The following is an 18,982-nucleotide window of genomic DNA, read 5'->3' on the forward strand; positions in this document are numbered from 1 at the left end:
CTCGTACCGGCACACCTACAAGAGTCGTCGCGCCCCGCAATCGCACAACCTTTGTGATGCAGGTCACATTCACTCGCGCCTTCGGAGGTTTCCTTGTCGTCAACTGAGCGGCGGCGCCTGATACCACCCGTCCGCCCCACCCCACCGAAGCTCGGTACCGATGCGGATGAACTGGCCCGGTGGGCGCGCAAGCACGACGCGCGCAATTCGCTGGAGCAGTGCCCCGAGCTGGACGCCCTGGTCAACGACAGCGCTCCCACCCGGGACCTGCTTCGTGCCCTCGGTGCCGACCCACCCGAGGCGGAGGAGGCGATGGACAACTGGATGGCCAACCTGACGCTCAGCTGGAGCGCAATGGACGAGCCGGCACGGATCGCCGAAGCGCTGGCGTTGGTGTTCCTCCTCCGGCTGCGCTGGCAGAGGGACAGCATCCGAGCCACGTACCGGGGACGGCACTCGGCTCAGGCGCCACAGCCCGCGGAGCCGACCACCGAGATCTGGTTCGAGCAATACCTCGCGTTCCTCGGATCCGAGGAACGCGATCTCGTCACGATGGTGCTGGCTCCCTGGTCACCGGCGGAGATAGCGGAGGCACTCCGGACGCCGGCCAGCGGGCTCGCGATCGAGCTGTACCGGAGCGGGACCCGGGTGACCGACCTGAGCGAGTTGTTCATCAGTGAGGAGGGCCTACCGTGAGCGCGGATCAGACCGACGACACCCGCGCGGAAATCCGGGCCCTCGTCCGCGACCTGCTCGCCCGGCGCAAACTGGAGCCGACCGCGTTCACCGCCGACGATCGGCTGGCCCTCACCGAGAAGCTCAATCGTGTCAAGGCTCGGCTGCGCGACACCGGGCTCTGGGGTTTGATGCCTGACCAACTCCGGCAGCTCGCCCAGCAGGAAGCCCAGTGGGAGGCCACCGCCTACCGGACCGCCTCCGAAATCATGGCCAAGGCACGCTCCGCCGCCACCGACGTCGAACTCTCCGCCCGATGCGAAGCCGCGCAGATCACCGTGGCTGCCGAGACCAGAGCTGCACGGCTCCTTGCCGAAGCCGAGCGGACAGCGCAACCGCCCGGCCGTAACCGGGGGAGATTCCCGGGTTGCCCCGGGCAGAGGACGGCACGACTGAGCCGGGAGAACCTGGACTCCAAACGCACTACCCTGTGGCCGCACCTGGTCGAACACCTGGCAACCCGGGTCGAGTACAACGAAGCCGTGCACCTGGCCGGCAAGACTTTCGAGATCGCCGAAACCCGCGCGGGAACCTTCGACTCGTCCGGCCAGACCTTCTTGGACTGGATCTTCCAGATCGCCGACGACGTCTGCCTGGACCACGCGACGGCCACCGAGGCCCATCGGGTGGTCCGGCCCGAGCCACAGTTCCACAACGTGCGGGCCTAGGCGCGGACCGCGGCGACCTCGGCGATCTTGTGGAGGAGGTCGTGGGCGGTGAACGGCTTCTCGATGAAGGCGATGTCGCCGTCCAGCACGTGCGTGGTGCCGAGCAGCCCGTTGCTGTACCCGGACATGTAGAGCACCGGCAGCTCCGGCCGGCTCTCGTGGATCAGGTCGGCCAGCCGGCGCCCGGACATCTCCGGCATGATCACGTCGGTGAGCAGCGCGTCGCAGCCGTGCTGGCGGAACAGGGCGAGGGCCTCCTCGCCGCCGGTCGCGGTCAGCACGTGGTACCCGCCGCGGGCGAGGATCCGGGTGACCACCCGGGCCAGCGCCGGCTCGTCCTCGACGACCAGGATCGTGCGCCCGTCGCCGGGCGGGGGTGGTGCCTGCCGGAGCGGTGCCGCGGGGTGCCGGCCGGGCAGGGCGACCATCGGCAGGTAGATCCGGAACGTCGTACCGACACCGGGCTCGGAGTAGACGTTGAGGCTGCCGCCGGCCTCGGTGACGATGCCGTACACGGTGGACAGGCCCAGGCCGGTGCCCCGGCCCCGCGGCTTCGTGGTGTAGAACGGCTCGAAGATGTGCGACGCCACCTCGGCCGACATGCCCTCACCGGTGTCGCTGACCAGCAGCCGGGCGTACCGGCCGGCGGGCAGCGGCGGCTGCATGTCCACCTCGTCGCCGTCCAGGGCCGCCGCGTTCGCCTCCAGCACCAGGGTGCCGCCGTCCGGCATCGCGTCCCGGGCGTTGATCGCCAGGTTCAGGAGCACCTGCTGGATCTGGCCGGGGTCGGCGTGCACGACGACCGGCCGCGCCGACGGTACGGCCATCAGGTTGATGTGCTCGCCGATGGTGCGGCCCAGCATGGCGTGCACCTCCGCGATCGCCGCGTTGAGGTCGACGTCCTGCGGCTGGATGGTGTCGCCGCGGGTGAAGGTGAGCAGCTGCCGGGTCAGGTTGATGGCCCGGTCGGCGGCGACGCGTACGTGCTTCAGGTCGGTCTCGACGTCCTCGTTACCGGCTGCCGCCTCGACCGCGAAGTCGGTGTAGTTCACGATGATCGCCAGGATGTTGTTGAAGTCGTGCGCCACTCCACCGGCCAGCTTGCCGAGGCTCTCCATCCGCTGTGCCTGGTTGGTGCGCTCCTCGATCGCTCGCTGCCGCTCGGCCGCCTCCTTGGCCGCGGTGATGTCCCGCGCCACCGCCGAGATACCGGTGACCCGGCCGTCCCGGTCCCGGATGGCGGCGACGGTCAGCGCCGTCTCTACCGGGGTGCCGTCCTTGCGGAACCGCCGCGACTCGTAGTGGACGCCTCGCTCGCCACGGCGGATCCGGCCGATCACGTCCCGTTGCTCGGCGGCGCCGTCCGGGTCGGCGAGCAGCGACGCCGGTCTGCCGATCATCTCGGCGGCGGTCCAGCCGAACAGCCGTTCCGCGCCACCGTTCCAGGCGGTGACCAGGCCGTCCATCGTGAGGCCGACGATCGCGTCGTCGGTGTGCTCGGCGACAGCCTCGAGGGTGGCGCGGGCCTCCAGCTCCCGGGCGTCCGCCTCCTGCTTGTGCGCGTGCGCCTCGGCCAGCCGGCGTTCCGCCAGCGGGTCGGTGTAGATGGCGCCGGCGTTGACCAGGACGCCGTACCGGCGGCGCAGTGTCCAGTAGTAGAGGCCGGTCAGGAAGCACACCACGTTCAGCACGGCGAGCACCCAGACCCAAATCATCGGCACCGAGTGCTCGGCCTGGTCCAGGTTGCGCACTGCGAGGAAGGTGTGCAGGCCGTGCGTGGCCGCCGAGGTCAGGAAGATCAGGGCGGTGGCGACCGCCAGCTTGTTGCTGCGCAGCTGCCCGGCACGGGCGACCGGCACCGCGACGGCCACCGCGATCGCCGCATAGGTGACCATGGTGCCCAGGTTGCCGACCAGGAAGAGCTGTTCCGGCATGGTCGTCTGTTCGGACAGCGCCGCCGGTATCTGAGGCTAACGATCCTCCTCCGACGATCGGCGGGTATCGGGGGCTCGCGCCCGCGGAGGACAATGGGCGACCTTGATCATCGACATGAGGGAGACGGCTCAACCGTGCTGGTCGGGATCACCGGAGTTGGCGCCCATCTGCCGGAACGCGAGGTGACCACGGCCGAGCTGCAGGACAGCGTCTCGCGCTCCGGCGCCGTACGCCTGCCGCGCGGCCTGTTCACCCGGCTCACCGGCATCCAGCGCCGGCGGATCGCCGGACCGGGCGAGTACGCGTCGACGCTCGGCCTGCACGCCGCCCGTGCCGCCCTGGCCGACGCCGAGCTGGACCCGCTCGACGTGGACCTGCTCCTGTTCGCCTCGGCCAGCCGGGACATGGTCGAGCCGGCCACCGCGCACATCCTCCAGGACTCCCTCGGCAGCCGGGCCCACGCGCTCGACGTCACCAACGCCTGCAACAGCTTCGTCAACGGCATCGACCTGGCCCGCTCGATGATCCTGGCCGGGCGGGCGCGCCGGGCCCTGGTGGTCACCGGCGAGACACCGTCGCGGGTGATGCGCCCCGGTGTCGCCGACCTGGCCGAGGCGCGCCGCTCGTTCGCCGGTTACACGTTCGGCGACGCGGGTGCCGCTGTCGTCGTGGAGCCGGTGGAACGCGGCGGCATCCTCGACATCGACACCGAGACCCACTCCGAGCACTGGACGGTCGGCGGGATCGCGGGCGGCGGCTCCCGGCATCCGCGCGGCGACGAGCACACCTACTTCGCCGGGGACGGTCACCGGCTGCGCGGCGTCTTCGAGAAGGTCGGCGCCAGCATCCTGGACCGGGTACGCGCCCGCACCGGCCTCGACCACGGCGACTACGCCAAAATTCTGGTGCACCAGGTGACGCTGCCGTACCTGGACCGGTTCGTCGAGGTGACCGGCGTACCGCGGGAGAAGCTGGAGGTGACGGTGACCGGGCTCGGCAACATGGCGAGCGCCACCCTCGGCGTGCAGCTCGCCCGGATCCGCCCTGGCCTCGAAGCCGGCGACCGGGTGCTGTTCCTCGGTCTCGGCGGCGGGGTCAGCATCATGACGATGGTCTGGGAGTGCTCGTGAGCGGCCGCCTCTGGGTGGTGGTCCCGGCCTTCAACGAGGCCGCCCGGATCCCGGCCACCCTGCGGGCGCTGGCCGCGCAGACCGACACCGCGTTCACCCTGCTCGTGGTCGACAACGGGTCGGCCGACACCACCGTGGAGGCGGTGCGCGCGTTCGCGGACCGCGCCCCGTTCCCGGTGCACGTGCTGACCGAGCCGGAGAAGGGCGTGGGCTGCGCGGTGGACACCGGCTTCCGGCACGCCATCGCCGCCGGTGCCGAGCTCATCGCCCGGACCGACGCGGACTGCCTGCCCCGGCCCGGCTGGGTCGCCGCGGCGCGGGCCGCCCTCGACGGCGGTGCCGGGATGGTGTGCGGGCGGATCACCGCGCGCCGTGACGAGCACGGACCGGCCGGGCGCGCGTTCTTCGCCGGGCTGGTCGGGCTGGCCGCGCTCTTCGGCCGGTTGCGCCCGGCCCATCGCGGCGGCGGCTATCTGGCGCCCTACCGGATGCACGCCGGCAACAACATGGCGATCACCGCGGAGCTGTATCAGGCGTGCGGCGGGATGCCGCGACGGCCGTCGCCGACCGACCGGCTCTTTCTCAATCGGGTACGGCGGACCACCACCTCGGTCGTGCACAGCCGCACCATGGTGGTGGAGAATTCCACCCGGAGAATCAGGGCGTACGGCGTGGTGCGCACTGCCAAGTGGTACCTGGACCGGGGCAGCGGTGTCCTCGACCCGGACCCGAGGTGACCGTGCTCGTCGATCTCCGGCCGGGTGACGACTCGCCCGCTCTGCTCCGTGGCCGCTCCACCGTCACCCGTGGTGACCTGGCCGAGCTGCGCGACCGGTATGCGGCCGCTCTGCACGCGCGCGGGCTCCGGGCCGGTGACACGCTCGGACTGGCCGTGCGGCCGGGGCCACGTGCGCTGGCGGTGGTGCTCTCGGCGTACCGGATCGGTGTTCGGGTTGCGGTCCTGGACCCCTCCGCCGGACCGGACGTCCTCACCGCGCGCCTCGCCCTGGCCCGTCCGCATCTGATCGTCGCGGACGCGGCCGCTCAGGCGGTCGCCGGCTGGGCGGCGCCGCTCGCCCGCCGCGCCGGCCTCGCCCTGCCCGACCTCGCGGCACTCGCACCGACCGTGACCGTGGGCCGCCGCCTGCCCGGCAACGCACCCGCCCTGCCGATGGGCGCCCCGCCCGCACCGGAGTACGACGGCGACGGTGACGCGGTGATCATCTTCACCTCGGGGACCACCAGCAGCCCGCGCGCGGTGGTGCACACCCGGTCCGGCCTCGCCACCGGGTTACGGGCGGTGTCCGACCTGGTCAGGCCCTGTGCCGGGATGCCCGTTCTGGGTGGGACCTTCTTCGTGATGCTCCCGTCGCTGGCTGCCGGGGCGCCCGTCGCGCTCCCCGCGCGCCGCGTCCGCGCTCTCGGCCGGCAGATCACGGCGTTGCGTCCGCAGGCTGTTTATCTCACCCCGCCGCAGTTGCGGGCGGCGCTCGACGGCGGTGTGCCGTTCACCGGGCGTGTCTACAGTGGCTCGGCGCCGGTCTCCGCGAACCTGCTCAACCGGGTCCGTGCGGCCGGCGCGGATGAGGCCTGGGGTGTCTACGCGCTGACCGAGGTGTTCCCGGCGGCCGCTGTCGAGGCTGCCGACAAGTCTGCTTTTGATCGCGACGGAGACCTGGTCGGCGAGCTCCTGCCCGGCGTCCGCGCCCGCATCGGCTCGCTTTCCCCGCCCGGCGACCACCCGCCGGGCGTCCCTTCTCATCTCGGCGACCAATCGCCGGGCGAAAGTGGCCAGCTGTTGCTCGCCGGCCCCGGGGTCTGCGATCGATACCTCGGCGCCGAACCGCATGAATGGGTCGCTACCGGTGATATCGCCCGCCTGGACGGTCGCCGAGTCGTCCTGGGCGGACGCTGCAAGGACATGATCCTGCGCCGCGCCGAGAACATCTATCCCGGCCTCTACGAGCCCGGCCTCCACGTACCCGGCGTCTCCCTCGCCGTCCTGGTCGGCGTCCCGGCGGGCGACGGCGACGAGGAGGTGGTCGCGATCGTGCAGACCGCGCCCGGCGCGAATCGGGCCGACGTGCAAGCCGCGCTGCGCGAGCCGCTCCGGCGGATGGGCGCGGCCCGGCCGGACCGCGTGCTCTTCGCGCCGGTCCCGCTCGCCGGCCGGTCCCGCAAACCCGATCGGGCCGCTGCCGCGTCGTTCGCCGCCGGCTTTCAACCTTCTACGGTACGACCGTGAGCACTCGCTTCGCCGTCATCGTCCCCGCCTACGACGAGGCGGACACGATCCCCGGCACCCTCGCCGCGCTCGCCGCACAGACCGACACCGCCTTCCGGCTCATCGTCGTCGACAACGGCTCCACGGACGACACCGCCGGCGTGGTCCGCCGTTTCGCCGCCACCGCCCCGTTCCCGGTCGAGGTGGTGACCGAATCCGAGCGTGGCGCCGGTACCGCCGCCGACACCGGGTTCCGTCACGCCATCGCCACCGGAGCGGTGTTCCTCGCGCGCACCGACGCCGACTGCCGGCCGGTATCGGATTGGGTCGCGACAGCACGGTCGTACCTCATCGGCGGAGCCGCCCTGGTCTGCGGCCGCAGCATCCCCCGCCGCGACGAACAACCCACCTGGCCGGAACGCCATCTCTTCCCCGCCGCCGTCCGCCTGGCCGCCCTCTACGGCCGTTACCGGCGCACCCACCGCGCGCCCGGCTTCCGCACCCCGTACGTCCTGATCCACGGCCACAACCTCGCCCTGACCGCCGACCTCTACCTGACCTGCGGCGGCACCGCCCGCGAACCCCTCGAAGCCGGCTCCGAGGACGTCACCCTGCTCAACCGCGCCCGCCGCCACACCGACCGCATAGTCCGCGCCGAGGACCTGATCGTGGAGGCCAGCCTGCGCCGCCTCCGGGCGTGGGGCGCCCGCCGCACCCTGCTCTGGTACTGGGACCGCCGCTGGCGACCCGCCTCCACCACCGAGGTCCACGTCCGGTGAGCGCCGCCCGCAATCGGGATCGGCGGGTGTACCTGCACAGCCACCCGCTCCTGTTCGCCCTGCTGGCGGCCACCCGGCACCGTCCGGTGACAAGGCTCGGCGGCACCGTGCTCGCCCACTCCCGCACCGCCTTCGTGGACGGCCTGACCCGCGTCGCCCTCGACCGCACCGCCGACGGCACCACCGGCGGCGCCGCCGGACGGCTCACCGGCGGCGGTCTCCTCTTCGACCAGGAGGGCGACGCCCACCGCGGCACCCGCCGCACCCTGGCCGACTCCCTCAGCGCCGACGGCGTGGCCCGCCTGCGCCCGATCTGGATGTCCGTCCTCGACCGGAGACTGGCCTCGCTGGCGTCCCCCGGCGGCCGGATCGACCTGGTCGACGTCACCGCCGAACTGGCCGGAACAACCGCAGCCGCACTGCTCAATGTCCCCGTTGACGGCCGCACCCTGGCCGATGCCGCCCGCGCCGCCGCGGCAGCCGCCGCCCGCGAGCATCTACCCGGCCTCCCCCGCCCCTGGGCCCGCCGCGCCGCCCGCGCCGCGGCCGATCGTCTCAACGCCCTGCTGACACCTGTTCTGCCGGGCGCCGCGCCCAGTCCGCGGCCTGACGGGTTGGCGGCCATGCTCGCCGTCGCGGCGATCAACACGACGGTGGCAGCGCTGCCCCGGGCTGCCGCCTGGTGCGCGGATGCCGAACTCTGGGATCACGCGGAGTCCCACCGCGACGCACTCACCGCCGAACTCCTCCGGGTCACCGCACCCACGCCCCTCCTGCCACGCGTCGCCGCGGAGCCCGGAAAGATCGACGGCTGCCCGGTACGCGGAGGTGACCGGCTGATCCTGATAGCCCGGCACGCCGCCGAAGCCCACCACCGAGACCCGTCCCCGGAGAATCCGGCACCGCCCCACATCGCCCAACTGGTCTTCGGCGCCGGACCACACGCCTGCCCCGGCGCCCGCCTCGCCCGCGAACAGATCGCCGACGCCCTGACCGCCCTGGCCCCACACCGCCCCGTGGTGATCAAAGCCCGCGCCGACCGGCACAGCGCCCTCCCCGGCTGGTCCTCCCTGATCATCCAAGCGGGCGAAATGCCGCCCGGTGAATCCTCGTGATCGGCCCGCGCGGTGAATGCTGATCATCGGCTCGCCGGGCTGCGGATCACCGTCACGGGAGCGAGCGGCTTCTGCGGTGGCGTAGTCGCCCGAGCCGCCGCGGCCGCCGGCGCCACAGTGACCTGCCTGGGCCGCCGCCCCGGCCCCGTCGGCGATTTCCGGCACTGGGACGCCACCCGCACCCTCCCCGACCTGAACCAAACCGACGTCATCGTGCACCTGGCCGCAGCCGTCGGCGACCCCCCGCCCGGCCGCACCGCCGAAGCCGCCTTCCACGCCGTCAACGTCACCGGCACCACCCGCCTGCTCGAGGCCGCCGCCGGCCGCCCGCTCGTCTGGGTGAGCAGCGCCAGCGTCTACGCCCCACCGTCCGCCAAGCCGTCCACCAAGCCGTCCGCCAAGCCGTCCGCCCTGCCGTCCGCCCTGCCGTCCGCCCTGCCGTCCGCCCTGCCGTCACCGATCAGGGAGGACCATCCGCTCGGCGGGATGACCGCTTACGGTCGCACCAAGGCCGCCGGCGAACAGCTCGCCCTGAACGCGGGTGCGGTGGTTCTACGGCCCCGCGCCGTCTACGGCCCCGGTGACCCACACCTGCTGCCCCGCCTGCGCAGAGCAATCCTCGGCCGCCGGATACTACTCCCCGGCCCCGACATCCCACTCAGCCTGACCGCGGTCGAAAACCTCGCCGACGCCTGTCTGGCCTCATACACGTGGCCATCGGGCGCCTACAACATCGCCGACGCACCCACCTACCGCCGGGACGAGATCGTCACCGCCGCGTGCGGCCTTCCCGTAAAGCACCTACCGATCCCCCTCACCCGCGCAGCCGCCGCCCTGTCCACCGCCGCCGCCCGCCTCACCCACCGCGAACCCGCCCTCTCCCAGTACGCGCTGGAGCAACTCACCACCGCCGTAGTCCTCGACATCTCCCGAGCCCGGTCCCAGGGCTGGACCCCCCGCCGTACCTTCTCCGACTTCCTCCCCTGACCGCCCGGGACTGTCAGCGGCGGGCCTGGTGGAGGGCGATGTAGGCGGACCGGCGGGAGGAATCGCCGGCCAGGTCGAAGGCGGTGCGGGCCAGCAGCTGGGCGGCGTGGACCACCGCCTCATCGGCAGCAGGCGTGACCGCGTAGGCCGCGAACTCGTGGGTGTGCGGCATGGCGTCCACACCGTGAAGGGCGATCATCGGGTGGATCGACGGCAGGGTCTGGCTGATGTTGCCCATGTCCGTTGAGGCGCTGTTGGAGCCCGGGGGCAGGTGGGCGGCTGTGCGGCCGAAGGCGGGCAGGTGTCTTGCGTACGTTTCGATCAGCCATTGATCGTTGCGCAGGTCCAGGTAGTCGGGCTCGGTGCGGCGGAACTCCACGGTGGCGCCGGTGGCCAGGGCGCCCGCCTCGAAGCAGGCGCGGACCCGGCGGTACAGCACGGGTAGCTGTCCGGCGTTCGTGGTGCGTACCTCGTACTCGAGGACGCTGCGCTCGGGAATGATGTTGGTCCTGTCGCCGCCGGAGCGGACGATGCCGGCGATCCGGAAAGGCGGGGGTGTCTGCTGGCGGAGCAGGCCGATCGCGACCTGGGCGACCACCGCCGCGTCGGCTGCGTTGACGCCGTCCCAGGGTGCGCCGGCGGCATGGGCGGGGCGGCCGCCGTAGCTGACCTCGAAGCGGCTGCAGGCCTGGGTGCTGTCGAGCGGCCCGGCCAGGTCGCTGGGCCCGGGGTGGGCCATCATCGCCACGGTGACGTCGTCGAAGGCGCCCCGTTCGAGCATCAGCTGTTTTCCGCCGCCGCTCTCCTCGGCGGGGGTGCCGAGCAGCTTGACCCGGAATTCGTACCGGTCGGCGGCCTCCTTCAGCGCGATGGCGGCGCCGGCCGCTGACGCGCAGATGATGTTGTGGCCGCAGCCGTGACCGATACCGGGCAGCGCGTCGTACTCGGCGCAGAGCCCGATGGTCAGGTCGCCCTCACCGTATTCGGCGGTGAGGGCGGTCGGCAGGTCGCAGACCGCCTCGCGGACCTTGAAGCCGGCGTCGGCCATCACCCCGGCGAGCTTGGCGGCGGAGGCGTGCTCGGCGAAGGCGACCTCGGGCTCGGCGTGCAGGCTGTGGCTGAGGGCGATCAGCCGGTCCCGCCATTCGCCGACCGCCGTGTCGATGTCTCCGTATCCGTCGCTCATGAGGCCCTTTCCGCAAGAAACGGTCCCGACGGGAGGTCAGGAAGAACAGTTCGGCGTACGGCGAACCTGCCCCGCCGAAGATCAGCGACAACAGTTCGGCGTACGGGAGAAACGGTTCCCTCTCAACCGCCACCCGGAACTGTCTGATCACGGACAGGTTGCAGTCTTCGGCGATCTGAGTGTTTTCCCTGGTGAAGGGCCTCAGCGTAAGACACGTCACGGTGTCAACATCGTTGACAGCGGCAGTCAACGATGTTGACACTACGACTGTCGTCACCCGCTGGCCGAAAGCGTTCAGTCATGCCGCGTCTTGCCACAGTGCCACGCCAGTTGACCTGGTTCATGCTGGTCGGCGCGGTCAGCACGGTTGTACAGACGCTCGTCTACGTGGGCGTCCGTGAGGTCGTCCCGGCCACCTGGGCGAGCTGGATCGCGCTGCTCGCGGTGACGCCGCTCAACACGGAGTTGCACCGGCGGGTCACGTTCGGGGTGAAGACCACCAGGATCGGACGGCTGCACGGTGAGGCCGGCCTGACGTCGGTCGCGGTGTACGTCGCCAACCTCGGCGTCGCGCCCTGGCTCGCGGGTTTCGCCGGACCGCACCCGTCCGCTCTGGTGGAGGCGCTGATCCTGGCCCTGACCGGCAGCCTGATCGGCGGTGCCAGATATGTGCTGTTGCGGGGCTGGGTCTTCGCCCTGCACCGCCACGAGCCCGCGAACGGCTCCGGGCCGGGACAGTCGGCACAGGGACAGTCGGCGCAGGGACAGTCGGCGCAGGGACAGTCGGCACAGGGACAGTCGGCACAGGGACAGTCGGCGCAAGGACAGTCGGCGCAGACTGGCCAGCAGGCTCCGACGGGACGGCGAGCGCTCGTGGAACGGGCGAGGAAGAGGCGGCAGGCGAGGGTGGCCGCCCTTCAGGACCTCAGGACCCGGCGCTGTCTAGCAACCGCTGGATCGAGTCTCCGTAGAGCTCGACGATCGCCCGCCGGTCGGCGCTCCGCAGCACCGGATCAGCGACCAGCCAGTACGCGTTGATCAGCCCGGCGAACTGGGCCGCGACGAGCCGCGCGCGCAGCTCCGGATGGGCTCCGCCGATGCGATCCGCCAGCGGGCCCACGAACACGTCGTGCATCGACGCCCGCAGCCGTTCTCTGATCTCCGGCCGGTCCGAGGCGCTGAGCATCGCCCGGTACACCCCGGCGACCGGGGACTCGGTCGCCTCCAGCACGTAGCGAACAAGTTCCCGGCCGAGCGACTCGACCGGCCCGGCCAGGACGCGAGGCAGCTCGGCGGAGGCCGGCACGGTTTCGAGGAACAGCGCCTCCTTGGATCCGAAATGCCGGATGACCAGGGCGGGATCACACCCGGCCGCCGCGGCGATGGCGCGCACCGTGGTCGCGCCGTAGCCGTCGCGCACGAACAGTTCGGTCGCCGCACAACGGATCGCGTCCCGGGGTGGGAGGTTCGTGGGCGGCACCGGCCCATCCTAGAGTCGTGTGCCGACCGGCCCCGAACACCAGGCCGATCGGCACAGCACAGGGCGCGTCAGGCTAATGATCCGGCCCGTCCTCCGGAGCCGATCGGCACAGCACAGGGCGGGTCAGGTTAGTGATCCGACCTGTCCTCCGCGTAGGTCGCTCCGCCGGTGGATTCCTCGGTGAGCGGCCGCGCTCCGCCCTCCGGCGGCCCGGCCTCGGTCTGCCCGGCCGCGAGCTCGGGGAACTTCGCGTCGAAGGCGGCCCGTTCCGAGCGGATCCGCGGCATGTGGTCGAAGTTGCGCAGCGGCGGCGGGCTGGACGTGGCCCACTCGAGCGAGTTCCCGTGGCCCCACGGATCGTCCGCGGTCACCACTTGACCCGCCCGGTACGACTTCCACACGTTGTAGAGGAACGGCAGGGTGGCGATGCCGAGGATGAAGGCGCCGATCGTCGAGACGATGTTGAGCGTGGTGAAGCCGTCACCCGGCAGGTAGTCCGCGTAGCGGCGGGGCATGCCCTCGTTGCCCAGCCAGTGCTGCACCAGGAACGTGGTGTGGAAACCGATGAAGGTCAGCCAGAAGTGCAGCTTGGCGAGCCGCTCGTCGAGCATCCGGCCGAACATCTTCGGGAACCAGAAATAGATGCCGGAGAAGACGGCGAACACGATCGTGCCGAAGAGCACGTAGTGGAAGTGCGCCACCACGAAGTAGCTGTCGTGCACGTGGAAGTCGACGGGCGGCGACGCGAGCAGCACGCCGGTCAGGCCGCCGAGCAGGAAGGTGACCATGAACCCGACGGCCCAGAGCATCGGCGACTCGAACGACAGCTGACCTCGCCACATGGTGCCGATCCAGACGAAGAACTTCATGCCGGTCGGGATGGCGATCATGTAGCTGAGCAGGCTGAAGAACGGCAGCAGGACCTGGCCGGTGGCGAACATGTGGTGCGCCCACACGCTCATCGAGAGCATCGTGATCAGGACGGTCGCCGCGACCAGGGTCTTGTAACCGAAGACCGGCTTGCGGCTGAACACCGGCACGACCTCGGTGATGATCCCGAAGAACGGCAGCGCGATGATGTAGACCTCGGGATGGCCGAAGAACCAGAAGAGATGCTGCCAGAGCATCGGCCCGCCGGTCGTCACGTTGAAGACCTGCGCGCCGAGGATCCGGTCGGCGGCGAGGGCGAAGAGCGCGGCCGCCAGGAACGGGAAGACCAGGATCACCAGCACGCTGGTGAGCAGAATGTTCCACGTCATGATCGACATGCGGAACATGGTCATGCCCGGCGCGCGCAGGCAGATGATCGTGGTGATCATGTTGACCGCGCCGAGGATGGTGCCGACACCGGAGAGGGCCAGCCCGACCACCCACATGTTCCCGCCGACGCCCGGCGAGTGCGCTGCTGTGCTCAGTGGCGTGTACGCGGTCCACCCGAAGTCGGCCGCCCCGCCCGGCACCAGGAACCCGCCGAACGCGATCACGCCGCCGAACAGGTAGAGCCAGTACGCGAACGCGTTCAACCGCGGGAACGCCACATCCGGCGCACCGATCTGGATCGGCACCACGAAGTTCGCGAACGCGAAGACGATCGGCGTCGCGAAGAACAGCAGCATGATCGTGCCGTGCATGGTGAACAACTGGTTGTACTGCTCGGGCGAAAGGATCTGCATGCCCGGCCGGCCCAGTTCGGCACGCATGAGCAGCGCCATCAGCCCGCCCAGCACGAACCACACGAGGGCCGTCGCCCCGTACATGATGCCGATCTGTTTCGCGTCCGTGGTACGGATGGTCTTGGCCAGCCAGGAGCCACGCACCTGCCGCTGAACCGGATAGGGCCGGGTCTGCACGGGGCGCGGGACAACAGTGGTCATCGGACCTCCTTCACGGAACGGGCGGCGGGCATACCCCTTCTGAACTGTTCGTACCGCTCCCGTCCCACGTTGCCAACCCGCCCACATCGAAAGATGCGGATCAAGCCCCCGGACGTGCACCATCCGCACCAGCGGACACAGTGAGCAATTTTCCACCCGGCATCGGGCCCGAAGCCGCCGGGCCGTTGTCCGGCGTCGCCGGCCGAGGCCCTCGCCACGTTGAAAAAGGCTCAGTGGTCAGCCCCGCGGCACAGCCCTCTCCCCTGCGGCGGCCGATCGGCAAGGCGGGTCACGGCGGAACCGTCCAGTCCGGCGGGTCGGCAGGGTGCAGGGACGGGTCCGTGGTCGCGAATGTGCGTACGGGACCTGGTGGGGTGCGTGGCCCCTCGAACCGGACCGTGACGCGCCCCAGCCCGCTGCCCCACACCCAGCCGGCGCCGTGCTCGTCGTGCCGCACGTCCTGTCCTGGCCGCCAGACCGGCCCCACCAGCGCAACCGCCGCCGCGGGCCCCACGGCCTCCAAGCCGGCGCCCGACGCGGCCCCCGGACCCGCGGCATCCTGGCCGGCGCCCGACGCGGCCCCCAAACCCGCGGCATCCTGGCCGGCGCCCGACGCGGACTGTGGTGTCTCCGAAGGCACGCCTCCGGCAGCGAACTCAGTAAAGGCCGGCGTCACCAGGCCTGACCCCTGGAGCATGCCCGCCTCCGGCGGCGGCTCGCTCTCCGTGCGCAGGCCCGACCGATATTCCTCCACGAAGTCAGCCAGGGAGCCCGTGGAGAAGAGATCGTCCTGGGCGAAGTCCGCCAGCGTCGACACGCCGACACCGAGCAGCCGGATCCCGGCGGAGGTGTCGATCTCGGCGAGCAGGCGGCGGGCCAACTGGGCGACCAGGCGGGCGTCGTCGGTCGGCTGGTCGCGGGTGATGGCTCGGGTGACCGTGGTGAAGTCGTGGTGGCGGACCTTGATGTTGACCGTCCGGCCGGTGATGCCGCCGGAGCGCAGGCGGCCCGCGACCCGGGCCGAGAGCAGGTCGAGCTCGCGGTTGAGCTCGGCCGGATTGGTGAGGTCGACGTCGAACGTCTCCTCCGCCGAGACCGATTTCGCCTCCCGCTCGCCCACCACCGGGCGGTCGTCGTCGGCGCGGGCCAGACGGTAGAGCCCGCCGCCGTGTGCTGTGCCGAACCAGTCGATCAGGTCCTCCAGCGGGACCGCGGCCAGCTGACCGACGGTGCGGACGCCCGCCCGGTGCAGGCGCTGCTCGGTGGCCGGGCCGACGCCGCCGAGCGTGCCCACCGGCAGCGGATGCAGGACGGCCAGCTCCTCGCCCGCCGGGACCACCGTCAGGCCGTCCGGTTTGTTCAGCTCCGAGCCGATCTTGGCGAGAAGCTTGGAGGAGGCGACGCCCACCGAACCGGTGACGCCACCGGTGGCAGCGGCGATCTCGCCTTTCAGCCGCATGGCGAGCTCGGTGACACCGCGCGGGCTGAGGTCGTGGCCGGCCACCGCAAGGTCCAGATAAGCCTCGTCGATGCTGACCTGCTCGACGAGCGGTGTGACCCCGGACAGCAGCGCCATCACCACCGCGCTCGTGCGCTGATAGGCCGGGAATCGCGGTGACAGATAGGCCGTCCCGGGCGGAAGGCGCCGTCTGGCCTGGGCCATCGGCATCGCCGAGCGCACGCCGAACACCCGTGCCTCGTAGGAGGCGGTGGACACGACTCCACGCCCGGCCACCCCGCCGACGACGACCGGTCTGCCGCGCAGCGAGACCTTGTCGCGCTGCTCCACCGCAGCGAACATCGCATCCAGATCGACGTGCAGGATGCTCGGCTCGGCCCTCACCAACAAAGCCTAAGACGGGGGTACGACATAAACCGGCCGCCACAACCCGTCTCCCTCCCAGCACGGCGCAAGCGCCAGCACGGCGCAAGCGCCAGCACGGCGCAACCGTCAGCACGGCGCAACCGTCAGCACGGCGCAACCGTCAGCACGGCGCAACCGTCAACATGCGCAACCGCCAACACGCGCAACCGTCGACTCGAACAGCAGTCGCCACCCGGACGAGGGTGGCTTTTCGTAGTTGCGGACGGCACCCGCCGACAACACAAAACCCCGAAGTTTCCGCATGGGAGCGTGACCAGTTGTTCTTTACAGCCCCCGAGGGCTGTGCCACGATACGGCTCGGTCATCGATTCATGGAGCGTTGTCGCAGGTAGCAGGCTCCACCCTGGCACGATCTTCGATATTCGCCGGTCAGCGAGGGCCAACTGCAGAGAAAAGAGCGGGACGGTGACGGAGAGTCAGGCTGCGGTCGTCCATGACCTCACGGATCTCGTCCGTGCCGCGCAGGACGGCAGCGTCGGCGCTATGGATCAACTGATCACCGGCCACCTCTCGCTGATCTACAACATCATCGGCCGGGCCCTGAGCGGGCATCCCGACGTGGACGACCTGGTGCAGGACACCATGCTCCAGGCCATCCGCGGGCTCGGCTCCCTTCGCGAGCCTGACCGATTCCGTTCATGGCTGATCGCGATCGCGTACCGCCGGGTGCAGATGCACCTGCGCTCCCGGAAGATGACCCTCTCGCGCCGCCACCCGGACCCTGTCGACATCGTGGACCCGGTCAGTGACTTCGCCGAGCGCACCACCGCCGAACTCGTCGTCGCCGAGCAGCGCCGGGAACTGGCCGAGGCCGGCCGCTGGCTGGAGGACACCGACCGCCGGCTGCTGGCGCTCTGGTGGCAGGAGGCGTCCGGCGACCTGACCCGCACCGAACTGGCCGCCGTCCTCGGCGTCAAGCCGAACCACGCCGCGGTCAAGGTCCAGCGGATGAAGGCGCAGCTCGACCTCAGCCGCGGCGTGGTGCGGGCCCTGCGGGCGAAGCCGATCTGCCCGGAGCTGTCGGAGCAGATCCGGTTCTGGGACGGCAGCACCGACTCGATCTGGCGCAAGCGCCTGGCACGGCACGTCCGCGACTGCCCGAAGTGCCGCATCCACCAGAACGGGCTGGTCGCGCCGGAGCGACTGCTGCTCGGCATCGTGGCGCTGCCGGTGCCGGCCGCGCTGCTGGCCGGGATCCAGGCGACCGTGCACGGCGGGGCGGCGGTGGCGCCGGCCGCCGCCGGCACCTCTCTGGTCGCCCACGTCACCACGCTGGTGCAGCACAAGAGCCTGGCCGCGGCCACGGTGGCGACGGTCGCGGTCAGTGGCGGTTTCGCGTACGCCGTACTGCACACGCCCCTGGACACTGACCAACCGTCCGCCCTCGCACCACCCCCGGCGACCGCCCCCGCCACACCACCCCCCTCGGTACGCCCGTCGGCCGCACCCAGCGCGAAAGCCTCCGCCGCCACCAGCAGGTCCGCCCCGGTCGCACCGGCCGCCGGCGGACTCGGCGTCAGCAGTGCCGACATCTACGTGGCACCGAACGGCTCAGACGACGGCGACGGCAGTTCGGTCCGCCCGTACGCGACAGTGGAGAAAGCGCTCGCCGTGGTGAGGCCGGGACAGACGATCGCGCTGCGCGGCGGCACCTACCGGCCGACAAGTCCGATAACGATTACCACGAGCGGGACCGCGTCGCAGCGGGTGGTGCTCAGCGGCTACGGCGCCGAGCGGGCCGTCATCGACGCCTCGGCGATCCCCGCGGACAAGTGGGCGATCACCCAGGAGTCGTCGTACTGGACCGTCCGGGACCTGGCGATAACCGGGGCGCGCAATGCCGCGTACACCTGCCTGGCCTGTAAGAACACCATCTTCCAGCGGATCTCGGTGCGCGGCAGCGCGGGCTCCGGTCTGATGCTGCGCAACAGTGGGACCGCCGGGAACCAGGTGCTGGACAGCGACTTCTCCGCGAACCAGGGCTCCGGGCTGGCCGTGCAGTTCGGCGACGGCGACGGGAACGTGCTGCGCGGCAACCGTGCCTTCGGCAACGGTGGCGACGGGGTGAACCTCGGCGAGTTCGGCAGCCCGGTGTCGGTGCAGTACACCTGGTCGTACGGGAACGGGGCGAACGGTTTCGCGATCGGCGGCGGCACCCCGCCCGCTGTCGCCGCCCACCGGCTCCGGCACAACGCCGCCTGGGGCAACGACGGCCACGGATTCGTCGACGAGGGCAACAGCGCCGCACTCGAACTCGGCAACAACACCGCGTTCCGGAACACCGGCCTCGGGTTCGCGCTTCCCACCGCCGTCGCGGTGCTCCGCAACAACGTGGCGCTCGGCAACACCCAGGGCGAGGTGGGACTGGCCGCGGCCGCGAAGGCCGACAACAACAGCTGGCAGGAGAGCGGCTGGTCACCGGGGAGTTTCCGGTCGGTCGACGCCGCCGAGGCCGAGGGTGCTCGGCAGTCCGACGGCGGGTTGCCCGGTACCGCGTACCTCTCCACCGGCAACGGCCAGGGCGCCTCGATGGCCGGGTGATCACACTGACCACATCGGTCGATTCCCCCGGTGGCACGGCGGGGTCATGCTGAGGGTGTGCCCGTGATCCCCGGCTCACCAGGTTTGGCGCCGGTCGATGCCCGGGAACACCGTGGGCGCATCCACCCCTTGCCCCAAGGAGCTGCAATGGAAGTGACCGGCTTCTTCACCGCCATCATCATCGGCCTGATCATCGGCGCCCTGGGACGGCTCGTCCTTCCCGGCAAGCAGAGGATCTCGATCTGGCTCACCCTGGGAATCGGCGTCCTCGCCGCGATCCTGGGCACGTTCCTCGCCGCCGCCATCGGTGTCGACGACACGCGCGGCATCGACTGGATCGAACTGGCCATCCAGGTCGCCCTCGCCGCCGGTGGCGTCGCCCTGGTCGCCGGCTACAGCAGCCGCCGTCACTGACCGTCGTACGGGCCCGGCCACCCGGCCGG

Annotated in this window: 16 protein-coding genes; 11 read left to right on the top strand and 5 right to left on the bottom strand. The window is 71.1% G+C overall.

The window, feature by feature from the left end; translation table 11 throughout:
• Nucleotides 1-93 precede the first annotated feature (93 nt).
• Nucleotides 94-696: a hypothetical protein gene (locus ACFQV6_RS08595; protein WP_378026822.1), complete on the top strand. Its 603-nt coding sequence runs from the start codon at nucleotides 94-96 to the stop codon at nucleotides 694-696.
• On the top strand, nucleotides 693-1,403 hold the full coding sequence (locus ACFQV6_RS08600; RefSeq protein WP_378026823.1) for a hypothetical protein: 711 nt from the start codon (nucleotides 693-695) through the stop codon (nucleotides 1,401-1,403). Before ACFQV6_RS08595 ends, ACFQV6_RS08600 begins: the two co-directional genes overlap by 4 nt.
• Here ACFQV6_RS08600 and ACFQV6_RS08605 read toward each other — a convergent pair.
• Nucleotides 1,400-3,337: a PAS domain S-box protein gene (locus tag ACFQV6_RS08605; protein ID WP_378026824.1), complete on the bottom strand. Its 1,938-nt coding sequence runs from the start codon at nucleotides 3,335-3,337 to the stop codon at nucleotides 1,400-1,402. The two genes, ACFQV6_RS08600 and ACFQV6_RS08605, sit on opposite strands and share 4 nt — an antisense overlap.
• Nucleotides 3,338-3,472: 135 nt before the next feature.
• Here ACFQV6_RS08605 and ACFQV6_RS08610 point away from each other — a divergent pair, with 135 nt between their 5' ends.
• Genes ACFQV6_RS08610 through ACFQV6_RS08635 form a run of 6 tightly spaced genes read left to right on the top strand, consistent with a single transcriptional unit; the run spans nucleotide 3,473 to nucleotide 9,573 of the window.
• Nucleotides 3,473-4,468, top strand: coding sequence for a 3-oxoacyl-ACP synthase III family protein (locus ACFQV6_RS08610; RefSeq protein WP_378026825.1), 996 nt, complete (start codon nucleotides 3,473-3,475; stop codon nucleotides 4,466-4,468).
• Entirely contained in the window at nucleotides 4,465-5,205 is a 741-nt protein-coding gene (locus ACFQV6_RS08615) for a glycosyltransferase family 2 protein (RefSeq protein WP_378026826.1), read from the top strand. Before ACFQV6_RS08610 ends, ACFQV6_RS08615 begins: the two co-directional genes overlap by 4 nt.
• Before the next feature lie 2 nt (nucleotides 5,206-5,207).
• A complete protein-coding gene (locus ACFQV6_RS08620; RefSeq protein WP_378026827.1) occupies nucleotides 5,208-6,713 on the top strand; it encodes a class I adenylate-forming enzyme family protein in 1,506 nt (501 codons plus the stop codon).
• Complete coding sequence (locus ACFQV6_RS08625; protein ID WP_378026828.1) at nucleotides 6,710-7,471, top strand: glycosyltransferase; 762 nt, start codon at nucleotides 6,710-6,712, stop codon at nucleotides 7,469-7,471. Before ACFQV6_RS08620 ends, ACFQV6_RS08625 begins: the two co-directional genes overlap by 4 nt.
• Complete coding sequence (locus ACFQV6_RS08630) at nucleotides 7,468-8,586, top strand: cytochrome P450 (protein ID WP_378026829.1); 1,119 nt, start codon at nucleotides 7,468-7,470, stop codon at nucleotides 8,584-8,586. Before ACFQV6_RS08625 ends, ACFQV6_RS08630 begins: the two co-directional genes overlap by 4 nt.
• Before the next feature lie 12 nt (nucleotides 8,587-8,598).
• Nucleotides 8,599-9,573 carry an NAD-dependent epimerase/dehydratase family protein gene (locus ACFQV6_RS08635; protein WP_378026830.1) on the top strand — a complete coding sequence of 325 codons (975 nt, stop codon included), beginning with the start codon at nucleotides 8,599-8,601 and terminating at the stop codon, nucleotides 9,571-9,573.
• Nucleotides 9,574-9,586: 13 nt separating this feature from the next.
• On the opposite strand, the gene ACFQV6_RS08640 is transcribed toward ACFQV6_RS08635, so the two are convergent.
• The gene (locus ACFQV6_RS08640) at nucleotides 9,587-10,759 is read right to left on the bottom strand and encodes an amidohydrolase (protein WP_378026831.1); all 1,173 of its coding nucleotides are present in this window, start codon (nucleotides 10,757-10,759) and stop codon (nucleotides 9,587-9,589) included.
• A 300-nt stretch (nucleotides 10,760-11,059) separates the two neighbouring features.
• Between ACFQV6_RS08640 and ACFQV6_RS08645 the strand changes: the two genes are divergently transcribed.
• Entirely contained in the window at nucleotides 11,060-11,797 is a 738-nt protein-coding gene (locus ACFQV6_RS08645; RefSeq protein WP_378026832.1) for a GtrA family protein, read from the top strand.
• Here ACFQV6_RS08645 and ACFQV6_RS08650 read toward each other — a convergent pair.
• The 3 genes from ACFQV6_RS08650 to ACFQV6_RS08660 form a co-directional block, all read right to left on the bottom strand.
• The gene (locus ACFQV6_RS08650) at nucleotides 11,685-12,239 is read right to left on the bottom strand and encodes a TetR family transcriptional regulator (RefSeq protein WP_378026833.1); all 555 of its coding nucleotides are present in this window, start codon (nucleotides 12,237-12,239) and stop codon (nucleotides 11,685-11,687) included. The two genes, ACFQV6_RS08645 and ACFQV6_RS08650, sit on opposite strands and share 113 nt — an antisense overlap.
• 128 nt (nucleotides 12,240-12,367) lie before the next feature.
• Entirely contained in the window at nucleotides 12,368-14,113 is a 1,746-nt protein-coding gene (ctaD, locus tag ACFQV6_RS08655; protein ID WP_378026834.1) for a cytochrome c oxidase subunit I, read from the bottom strand.
• Between the two features lie 289 nt (nucleotides 14,114-14,402).
• On the bottom strand, nucleotides 14,403-15,956 hold the full coding sequence (locus ACFQV6_RS08660) for a DNA polymerase IV (RefSeq protein WP_378026835.1): 1,554 nt from the start codon (nucleotides 15,954-15,956) through the stop codon (nucleotides 14,403-14,405).
• 447 nt (nucleotides 15,957-16,403) lie between these two features.
• Between ACFQV6_RS08660 and ACFQV6_RS08665 the strand changes: the two genes are divergently transcribed.
• Nucleotides 16,404-18,539, top strand: coding sequence for a sigma-70 family RNA polymerase sigma factor (locus tag ACFQV6_RS08665; RefSeq protein ID WP_378026836.1), 2,136 nt, complete (start codon nucleotides 16,404-16,406; stop codon nucleotides 18,537-18,539).
• 147 nt (nucleotides 18,540-18,686) lie between these two features.
• The gene (locus tag ACFQV6_RS08670) at nucleotides 18,687-18,953 is read left to right on the top strand and encodes a GlsB/YeaQ/YmgE family stress response membrane protein (protein WP_378026837.1); all 267 of its coding nucleotides are present in this window, start codon (nucleotides 18,687-18,689) and stop codon (nucleotides 18,951-18,953) included.
• Nucleotides 18,954-18,982: the final 29 nt, after the last annotated feature.

This window comes from Actinoplanes sp. GCM10030250 (genome assembly GCF_042666575.1).
Taxonomy (GTDB): Bacteria; Actinomycetota; Actinomycetes; order Mycobacteriales; family Micromonosporaceae; genus Actinoplanes.

What these genes read in the sequence shown, in the direction of transcription:
- ACFQV6_RS08605 (WP_378026824.1), bottom strand. Translation starts at nt 3,337, where the DNA reads ATGCCGGAACAGCTCTTCCTGGTCGGCAACCTGGGCACCATGGTCACC.
- ACFQV6_RS08640 (WP_378026831.1), bottom strand. Translation starts at nt 10,759, where the DNA reads ATGAGCGACGGATACGGAGACATCGACACGGCGGTCGGCGAATGGCGG.
- ACFQV6_RS08645 (WP_378026832.1), top strand. Translation starts at nt 11,060, where the DNA reads ATGCCGCGTCTTGCCACAGTGCCACGCCAGTTGACCTGGTTCATGCTG.
- ctaD (WP_378026834.1), bottom strand. Translation starts at nt 14,113, where the DNA reads ATGACCACTGTTGTCCCGCGCCCCGTGCAGACCCGGCCCTATCCGGTT.
- ACFQV6_RS08670 (WP_378026837.1), top strand. Translation starts at nt 18,687, where the DNA reads ATGGAAGTGACCGGCTTCTTCACCGCCATCATCATCGGCCTGATCATC.